The organism is Melghirimyces algeriensis, assembly GCF_900182565.1.
In the GTDB taxonomy this organism is placed as follows: Bacteria; Bacillota; Bacilli; order Thermoactinomycetales; family DSM-45169; genus Melghirimyces; species Melghirimyces algeriensis.
The window spans coordinates 1-8306 of sequence record NZ_FXTI01000021.1 but is presented as its reverse complement, the minus strand read 5'-3'; the positions used below and the strand labels follow the sequence as shown (position 1 = coordinate 8306).

13 protein-coding genes are annotated in these 8306 nt (G+C 41.7%); 2 read left to right on the top strand and 11 right to left on the bottom strand.

Features of this window, described 5'->3' with window-relative positions; all coding sequences use genetic code 11:
- The 4 genes from tnpA to FN782_RS16555 form a co-directional block, all read right to left on the bottom strand.
- The coding region (gene tnpA, locus FN782_RS16570) for an IS200/IS605 family transposase (RefSeq protein WP_246065008.1) at positions 1-253 on the bottom strand (253 nt) is incomplete at its 3' end.
- Between the two features lie 252 nt (positions 254-505).
- On the bottom strand, positions 506-2032 hold the full coding sequence (locus tag FN782_RS16565; RefSeq protein ID WP_185956396.1) for a recombinase family protein: 1527 nt from the start codon (positions 2030-2032) through the stop codon (positions 506-508).
- Positions 2033-2068: 36 nt separating this feature from the next.
- A complete protein-coding gene (locus tag FN782_RS16560; protein ID WP_142506895.1) occupies positions 2069-2260 on the bottom strand; it encodes a hypothetical protein in 192 nt (63 codons plus the stop codon).
- A 156-nt stretch (positions 2261-2416) separates the two neighbouring features.
- A complete protein-coding gene (locus FN782_RS16555; protein ID WP_142506894.1) occupies positions 2417-2680 on the bottom strand; it encodes a hypothetical protein in 264 nt (87 codons plus the stop codon).
- Positions 2681-2990: 310 nt separating this feature from the next.
- On the opposite strand from FN782_RS16555, the gene FN782_RS16550 reads away from it, so the two are divergent.
- Positions 2991-3794: a hypothetical protein gene (locus FN782_RS16550; RefSeq protein ID WP_142506893.1), complete on the top strand. Its 804-nt coding sequence runs from the start codon at positions 2991-2993 to the stop codon at positions 3792-3794.
- Between the two features lie 85 nt (positions 3795-3879).
- On the opposite strand, the gene FN782_RS16545 is transcribed toward FN782_RS16550, so the two are convergent.
- The 6 genes from FN782_RS16545 to FN782_RS16520 form a co-directional block, all read right to left on the bottom strand.
- Positions 3880-4197 carry a 3'-5' exonuclease gene (locus FN782_RS16545; protein ID WP_142506892.1) on the bottom strand — a complete coding sequence of 106 codons (318 nt, stop codon included), beginning with the start codon at positions 4195-4197 and terminating at the stop codon, positions 3880-3882.
- Positions 4198-4380: 183 nt separating this feature from the next.
- On the bottom strand, positions 4381-4734 hold the full coding sequence (locus FN782_RS16540; RefSeq protein WP_142506891.1) for a type II toxin-antitoxin system HicB family antitoxin: 354 nt from the start codon (positions 4732-4734) through the stop codon (positions 4381-4383).
- 90 nt (positions 4735-4824) lie between these two features.
- Positions 4825-5010, bottom strand: coding sequence for a hypothetical protein (locus tag FN782_RS16535; RefSeq protein ID WP_142506890.1), 186 nt, complete (start codon positions 5008-5010; stop codon positions 4825-4827).
- 65 nt (positions 5011-5075) lie between these two features.
- The gene (locus tag FN782_RS16530) at positions 5076-5630 is read right to left on the bottom strand and encodes a hypothetical protein (RefSeq protein WP_142506889.1); all 555 of its coding nucleotides are present in this window, start codon (positions 5628-5630) and stop codon (positions 5076-5078) included.
- Positions 5608-6084 (bottom strand): flavodoxin, encoded by a 477-nt coding sequence (locus FN782_RS16525; protein ID WP_142506888.1) that lies wholly within the window; start codon positions 6082-6084, stop codon positions 5608-5610. The genes FN782_RS16530 and FN782_RS16525 overlap by 23 nt, the downstream gene beginning before the upstream one ends.
- Positions 6085-6280: 196 nt before the next feature.
- Complete coding sequence (locus tag FN782_RS16520; RefSeq protein WP_142506887.1) at positions 6281-7147, bottom strand: aminoglycoside 6-adenylyltransferase; 867 nt, start codon at positions 7145-7147, stop codon at positions 6281-6283.
- A 262-nt stretch (positions 7148-7409) separates the two neighbouring features.
- Between FN782_RS16520 and FN782_RS16515 the strand changes: the two genes are divergently transcribed.
- A complete protein-coding gene (locus tag FN782_RS16515) occupies positions 7410-7931 on the top strand; it encodes a hypothetical protein (RefSeq protein WP_246065007.1) in 522 nt (173 codons plus the stop codon).
- Positions 7932-7982: 51 nt separating this feature from the next.
- Here FN782_RS16515 and FN782_RS16510 read toward each other — a convergent pair.
- On the bottom strand, positions 7983-8306 hold a 324-nt coding region (locus tag FN782_RS16510), incomplete at its 5' end, for an RNA-guided endonuclease TnpB family protein (RefSeq protein WP_142506886.1).

Below are 8306 nucleotides of genomic sequence, written 5' to 3'. Positions count from 1 at the left end.
CTTTGAGATGTTTAACTGCCCTGTGTATCCCAAACTGCGGATCACATTGTATGAGTAAATGCACATGATCGGGCATGATTTCCATACTGGAAATCATAACTTCCAACTCTCTTGCTTTTTCTGCGAACAGCTCTTTCAGCCGATCATTTACAGGCGAAACCAGCACTTTTCGTCGATACTTGGGACAAAAAACTACATGATACTTGCAGTCGTACACGACATTTCGATTACTTTGAACCGTTCTCAAATTCATCACCTATTGCCAATTTTACAACGAATATTATATAGATTCAATATATCTAATTAAACAGGTGCAAAAAAAGAGAGAAAAGAGGGTCAGGCTTGCGAGAGGGGTAAAAAACACCCCTCCCTCGCCTGACGCTCGCTCTCATCCCCATAGCTAAAGCTAGGGGTTTTCTCGCTCGCAAAGATATAAGTCTCACTTCACAATGTGTAGATTAAAGCCATGATTGACTATATCAACGAATTTTACGTTACCCAAACCCTAAAAAGAAAAAGCGGTTTGGACATAGGTCTTATTGTCTTCAATCTCAATTCGATCAATGAAATAGTGAAGAAATCGCCGAAACTCATGGGTTTTGGAGCGATCCATGATGAAAAAGTCTTCCATATGGGTCAGTATTTCTTTATTGGCTGCTTCATCATTTTGAGCCAAATCCCTTTCCGTTTCCAGGGTTCTTTTCTTTTTCAATAGATTATCCATTTCTTCCCGTATGCGTTGCGTGAGATAGCGGTATTGTTCTTCATTCATGTTTTCCCGTTCAAAATACAGATCCGCATTGTCTTTGTTCAGTTTCCCAATTTTATCATTCATCTCCTTCAGCTTTTTCTCCAGCCTTTTTGCATCAAATGATGAATACACTACATATTGCTGTATTTTCAGAGGATCGTATTGATCTTGAATACATTGTTCCAGTTTTTCAGCGATTCCACATTCCAAATCATCCGCATTGATATTTGCTTGATCACAATAGGAACGTCCGTATTTATGATATGTCTTACAAATGTAGTACCGATATTGCTTGTCTTTATAAGAACGCTTCTGACAAACCATGCCTTCACCGCATTTCTTGCAGAAAAGGATTCCTGTCAGTGGATGTTGCACATTGGGTGCTGTTTCCTTCACTTTTCTACGATTTAGAATTTCTTGGGCATGTTCAAACGTTGATTCATCGATGATCGGCTGGTGTGAATCTTTTACGATGACCCACTCTTCCGGTGGATTTAATTGTCGAATCCATTTCTTCTTCCCTTGAATAGGACTGTCATAATCACGGACGCGTTTTTGCGTTTTCCTGTTGTAAACAACCCATCCCTTGTATGCCTCTCTCTTCAATACATAACCGATGGTGGTCCTGGACCATCTCTTTCCCGACCTTGGATAACAACCTTGCTCGTTTAACATTTGTGCAATCCTAAACGTACCGTATCCCTCATGGACATACAGATCAAATATTTTCCTGACCACTTCAGCTTCCTCTTGATCGATGACTAAACGACGGTCTTTCAGCTTGTAACCAAATGGAGGGATTCCTGTCCATAAACCCTGCCTGGCTTTCTCCTTGTTTCCCAGTCGAACACGGATCGCCGTTTTTTCTGCTTCATATTCAGCCACTGCGGAATGAATGGTAAAGGTAAAATTGCCGCTGTCTTTGGCTGAATCGTAGTTTTCTTCATAGCTGATCACTCGCAATCCCTTTGAACGAAGCCGATCCAACGCATCGAGTGCCTCCTGAGTGGAACGTGCAAACCGGGAAATCCCCTTAAACAGTACAACCTGAAACTTCCCTTCATCCGCGTCTTTTATTAATCGATTCATGGCTGGCCGGGTCCAAAGAGAGTGCTTGGTGGCGGAAATCCCGGTATCCTGATATACGAACGCATCCGGAATCCTCCCTATATTTCTTGACCGAGCCAACTCCCTTAATAGAGTGACTTGATGTTCCACGGATTCAGCCTGTCGGTCCAATGATACCCGTGCATAAACGGCACATAATTGCTGGTTGGACAAAAAACCCCCTCCCGGTTGTTCCATTTCAGAAAGGAGTTAAGCACGTCTGGAGTTCAGGTGGTCGTTGCACCCAGTAGATATGGTTTTGTCCATTTCAATGGAGGGCTTTATCTTTAATACCTCTCTGCCCATTTTTCTGTTTACATGGCGAACAAGAGGATCAATAATCATTTCATTTAAATCATCTGTTCCGGGGAGTAACAGGATCTCCAATCGTTTCTTCCCCAATCGTTGTACCCCCTTTAACTTCGAACCTTACTGTATGTTATTCAGCCTTGTGTTTGTACCATGAAATGGACAAGACAAAAAAGACGAGCCTTTTTGGCATCGTCTTCTTTTCTAAATCTATAACAGAATCCTATTTCTTTCCTGCAAAACATGGGATCAAGGGGCAAAAAGTGCTGGCGGTACATAAACGAGAAGCCAAAAGAGAACGATTAAAGATGCATTTCCCCATAAACCAACCTTCATCAACCTGCCATTCTCTTTTCTTGCCAGACTCATAACTCCAAATAACAAACCGATTACAGGCGTCCAAATGACTACATATACAGGAACTTCAATATTCGGAATATATACAGATATGCAGGACATTCCCCCTGCTATAAACAATAAACACGAAATCATAGCGAATAGTTTTTTCTGCATGAAGACCATCACCATCTTTCATAACGTTTATTCACGCGTTTTACCTTTTCAGAGTCCGAATTGCCCAGTGACCAATGGCTAAAATGATGATAAGCAATCCCCCACCAGCAAGCATCTGCCATATAATTGTTAAAAAATTGAACATATTTTCAACTCCTTTGATCGGAGAGTGTACCAGATGGTATATGTCTGTATATGAAGAATGGAAATGAAAAAAGGCTCTAGTTGCGCCAAAAAAAGCTGGATTCAGTAAGTAAAATTCTTGAAAAAGGTCATCCTATAGGAAATGAAAAGAAAGGAAGTGTCTCCAGTGCCACCAACAGAAGAAATGATCAATACAGCAATGGATAAGTTGAGTCAGCTTAAACTAGATTATTTTCAAGCAGAACCCACACAGGTTTATCCTTATGATGAAGTGCAGTTAAGTTGGCGTGTAACGGGTCCAAATGTAAAAATCACCGTTAGTACCAGTCCCTATTCTGCAAGTAGGCATCTGGATGTTGGGATGGAGGGAACAAAAGTGGTCACTCCAGCTTTGACCCAAACCTATCACATTCACGCTCAGATGTTTACTGTGCACAGACATTTGGGATCAACGACGGTTCAAGTGAGTGCTGAAAATTGCTATGGGCATTCCGTCGCAGAAGATGAAATCCGTCGTAGAACCACTCAAGTGGTAAATCATGTGGTAGGGGAAAGAGACGACATCACCATTAAAAAGCAGCCACAACTTGAAATTGATGCCACCGGAATCAAAATTAAGCTTCGTTTTGAAGTAAAGGTGAACAATTTTTTCAATCCAGATTTAAACGTTGATGCAAACATGGCTGTCAGTGCTGAACATGGACGTCCCATCCCTGTCTATACCAAGTTTTCTTCGGATGTGGAGTTTGGATGGCATGAGCATTTTCTGACTGCAGGAGCCGCTGCCGTCATTCAAGCAATCTTGGAGAATAAAATTGACAAGGAACTGAAGCCCCAATTACTACAAGGAATACAGGAGGAATTAGATCAGGCGGTTTCATCAATTCCACCCAGATATCGACTTTACTCATTATCAACAGCAGTCAATCGAATCGTTTTCACCATCTGTCCAAGTGGATCAATCGGCTGAGAGTCAAAGACCGATGTCAGGTGTGCACGGAGGAAGGTAAGTGCATATGGAGCAAGCGGTATCGAAATATCTTTCCGACTTACAATTAAGGGGCAAAAAGTGCTGGCGGTACATAAAACCCCCAGGAACAGAGCATATATGCCTCCTCTCCGATCCAACGCCGAAATGATGCCACCGCTTGGGGAAAAAACGGTGCCGTATCTACCTCTTTCTGCCGAATCGTAGTCAGTTGCGTGCAAAAACCGGAAAGCACCGGGCGAATGACCGGCCGAACGAAGGTTTGAAATGTATCCACTGCCTGCCCTGCTTCATCCACCTTCACCGCCCCGATTTCAATCGTTTCGTTCTGGACCCTCCTCTTTTCCTCACAGGTCGTTTCCAAATCAAAGATAATATAGGTCATTGGAACACTCCTATAAAAAAGTAAACCCGAAGCGGCATCAAACCCTTCTCTATATCTCACAACCCCCACTATATCGGAAACCTCTTGGGTGGAAAGTCATCCTAAACGAGTCAAACTCCCTGGATGTAGAACATCACACGCTGTCATTTACACTTTTCCAGCAAACATACACCTTACTTCTTTTCACTCGCTTAACTTACGCAAAATATACTGATTGAGGGAAACTCCCTCTTTCTTTGCTTCTACTGTCAATCGTTGCTGAAGGGTTTCAGGCAGATAGATATTTGCGTTTCCATTCAACATATCCTTTTCCTTTATTGGTCTTGGGATCGGGTCCCCATAAGCCAACTTCACTTCCAGATACCCTTCCATGGCTTCCTGCGTGTTCTCATAAGCTTCTTCTAACGTATCTCCGTCGCTCATACAACCATCCAGCTCCAAAACACAACCAACAAAATACTCTCCACTTTCATCTTTGATTGAATGGACCAAAAGGGTGTAGGGTAAGCTTACGTAATGAGCTAACTCTTTTTTCATTCCAGTTTTTACACCCCCCTCAATTCCCGATCTATACCCTGAAACCATTTGGTTCCAGAGTTTTATTTCCGAAAAAAATGTATCCTACCTCTAACCTCTAGCTTCTTGATTGATTTTGGCAATGCGAGACCCAATTTCCCGCTTTCTTTCTAGTGATATTTTGCCTTCCAAACGTTCTTTGGTAAGAGCCCAAAATTCTTCCACTAATTCAAGATAACGTTTTTCTTTTTGATAAGGAAACTCAGCCATTCGAACCCAATCTCTTAATAGATTCATTGGCACTCCCCCCTGATACTGATATTTAAACGGTACTTAGCCATGTACTCTCCTAGGTTGAGATATCAAGCCCCCTCAGTGATCGTTTTCAGGGTTACAGATTGACTGTGGGACGGACTCTTTATCGGAAGCCGTGTTCTTCGCCCGCTCAGCACATGGACAACTTCCAGTCTGTCCGGTAAAGGCTCCTGTATTGCAGAGTATAGCCCCCATGCTATCGATTGCAGATTTTCCACTTCACAGGGAATCTCCACCCAATAGGTTCGGAGTACACAGCTTTGAGAGGTCTTCTTACATACCAACAGAGGTCCCGGACAGTTCTTTCGCTTCTTCGCATAAATTTGAGGCGCTTCAATGACGATAGAATGGCTGTCTCGATCCTGTAGCAACCCCTGTAGCAAATGATCCGTTGTTTTCAGCAGGGCTTCATAATAATCATATGTACCCTCAAATAAAGAAGGGGTTGCAGTCCAGTTTTTCCCGATCAGTTCCAAAACGCGGAGACCGGTCCGTTGATGGGGATCAGACCTATAAAACTCCGCAACCACCTGATTAACGGTTCTCTGAACGGCTGGTGCCCATTTCCACTTCGTGCCTCTATCCCTTTGGTGTTTTCTCATGTCCTTCCCTCCTGTGAAGAAGATGATGGATAAAGTCGAATCCAAATTGTTTACATTCTGTAATCTGTTCATCTGTTGGACTCAACTCCACCTTCAAACCCGGTAGAACGACTTCAGCTCCGCATGCCTGCAACGTTTCAATGAGAATGTCTACGGCAGCACCAAAATGGGGATATGAAGAGTCGCAGGATCCAAATACAGCTGCCTTCTTGTTCCTGAGATCCAATTCTTCCATATCATCATAAAAATCGAGAAATTCATCAGGTAACTCTCCATCCCCCCATGTATAGGCACCTAATAACAAACCGTCATAATCAATCATTTCAGTAGCCTCCGCCTCCAGCACATCCTTGACTTCAAGGCTGGCTCGTTCCTTGACCCCTTCTGCAATCGCTTCTGCCATCTCTTCCGTGTTTCCCGTCATACTGCTGTAGATCAAAAGGACCTTCGTCATCGATCAATCTCCTTTTGAACGGTTTGGTTCCATCATAAATCAATTGATAATGATTATCAATATCGATTTTTTTAGGAGAAGAGAGAGCGCCCAATTTCGAGACTCTTCAGTAAATGAAAAAAAGACTTGAGAACCACTCAAGTCATTCATGTCTATGGAAATGGAACAGTTGTTACTTCAGCCAGTCAGAAGGCTTTCATCCATCACTATTCCCTGGCAGGTTTTTCACATGTTGAAGATACGCGCTGACATTTTTGTCCTCATCATAGGGATATCTGAATGCAAAATGGTTAGCCACTTTTACTGCTATTTTTCTGAATAAATCACACATATGGAAAAGTGATTGCCATATGTTTTCATAATCAGCATCTGGATATGTTCGAACAAATTCATTCCATAGTTCTGTCTCAAGATAGTCTTGGATGTACTTACCATGCTTGCCAGCACTTTTTGTAAAATTCGTTTTCATTCCGATATACCATTCAATCATTCGGATTAACACATTCCGGTTGACCTGTTCATACATGAACATGGCATATGTAAGTTCTTCACGCCAAAGGCCCTTGCTAATGTTCAAGCAGATCCACCAAAATTCATTGCAACTATCCATAAATTCTTTTTCTGAGGGCGGCTTTATATGGTAATCTCGATCATTTGGAAGTGGAAGCGGATCTATCATCTCATCTTTATCTAGAAGCACTAGACTTAAACTATCAAAATTCATCAATTGATCCATTTTCTCTATAGGAATCAAAGTCAAATCAAGGCGATTTCCATCCTTAAATTGCATGAGATAAGGAAAACGTCCATCATTTTCAGCTGGTGGCAACACGTTCTCCTCTGGCATTTGCATCATCATTCTCTCGCCAAATATATCTACCCAACGATGATCAGATGTGAAAGAATTGATATCGCTTACAATATATTCAATATCATAATCCTGAAAAATATCTTTTTTTGCATGAGGATTTGTACGTGATCCATTCATGATTACAGCACGTACTCTCTCATCATTTTTGGCAGTGGTTAATATTAAATCCATCATTTCCTTTTCGTTACGCATTGTTATCTCCTCTCCTGTCTGACCTTTCATGGGGCAACTGGAATGTATAACAGCATGCCTTTTTTCTAAGACAGTAAATTATATTCTTCATATAAGACTTTAAAACCTCCGTAGATTGTGTTCAGTGAAGGTTTGTTTTTAAGGGCCATGGGGGAACCAGAAAAATAAAAATTGTTTCGTTATTGCAAAAAAAGAATGTTAAAATGAAGTAACCCATTTATGCAACAAAATTATCTAAAAAGAACTGTTCAGGAGTGAGACAATGGAATTTGAATTTCACATTACAGTCAATGATTTAAATCTTGCTGACAAGGAAGCTTTTATAGAACTTTGTAAATCGGAACAGGTAAAACCTCTCATGATCGTCCTAGATAAAGGAAATTACATCAATCAACCAATGTATACAGGGGTTATTAACAGTAAAGATTTTCATGAAGCTAATAAAGAAATCGAAAAGACCGTAACGAAGTTTCAAGAAAACGGATTTACAATCATAAGAAAAAAAGTAGAGACGTCTCCAAAGGAAGAAGCATACTTTCATCAACCGATAACTAAGAACTCAAAACCTTATTTCGAATGGCATGGCAAAATAGAGGTTGATGATGTTGCCATGGTAAAGAATTTATGCGAGGGGCTAGGCGGACATATTTCAAGAAACTCTTTAAATGCGAATGGAAAAGTGAGATTTATAACCGTCAGAGAGTATGAAAGTAAGGAACAATTCTATGAGAGAGTAGAAAAGATACATTCCATTTTACAAATAATTGACACTCCCCATGCCTGAAGGCAGGGGATTCTTGGGAGCTCCCGTCTACTGACAGGATCATATCCAAGCTTAAACGGTCTGCCCGACCGCAAGTACTCGAAGTCCTTCTTGCAAGATGTTTTTGGATGCATTGATGTCTCGGTCATGGTGAGAGCTGCATGTAGGGCATGTCCATGCCCGAAGGTTGAGGTTCTTTACATCCTTGTTTCGGTAGCCACAGGAAGAGCAAAGCTGACTAGAAGGGAACTGTTTCCCCACTTTCACCACGTTTCTTCCATGCCAGGCTGCCTTGTAGGTAAGCATAGCGACAAACTCCGACCACGAGGCATCCGTGATCGATTTGGCTAACTTGCGGTTTTTCACCATATGCTTTACTTGGAGGTCTTCGATACA

Coding starts and splice junctions, on each gene's coding strand:
- FN782_RS16535 (WP_142506890.1), bottom strand. CDS start 5,010: ATGAATCTATTAAGAGATTGGGTTCGAATGGCTGAGTTTCCTTATCAA.
- FN782_RS16530 (WP_142506889.1), bottom strand. CDS start 5,630: ATGAGAAAACACCAAAGGGATAGAGGCACGAAGTGGAAATGGGCACCA.
- FN782_RS16520 (WP_142506887.1), bottom strand. CDS start 7,147: ATGCGTAACGAAAAGGAAATGATGGATTTAATATTAACCACTGCCAAA.
- FN782_RS16540 (WP_142506891.1), bottom strand. CDS start 4,734: ATGAAAAAAGAGTTAGCTCATTACGTAAGCTTACCCTACACCCTTTTG.
- FN782_RS16555 (WP_142506894.1), bottom strand. CDS start 2,680: ATGCAGAAAAAACTATTCGCTATGATTTCGTGTTTATTGTTTATAGCA.
- FN782_RS16515 (WP_246065007.1), top strand. CDS start 7,410: ATGGAATTTGAATTTCACATTACAGTCAATGATTTAAATCTTGCTGAC.
- FN782_RS16525 (WP_142506888.1), bottom strand. CDS start 6,084: ATGACGAAGGTCCTTTTGATCTACAGCAGTATGACGGGAAACACGGAA.
- FN782_RS16545 (WP_142506892.1), bottom strand. CDS start 4,197: ATGACCTATATTATCTTTGATTTGGAAACGACCTGTGAGGAAAAGAGG.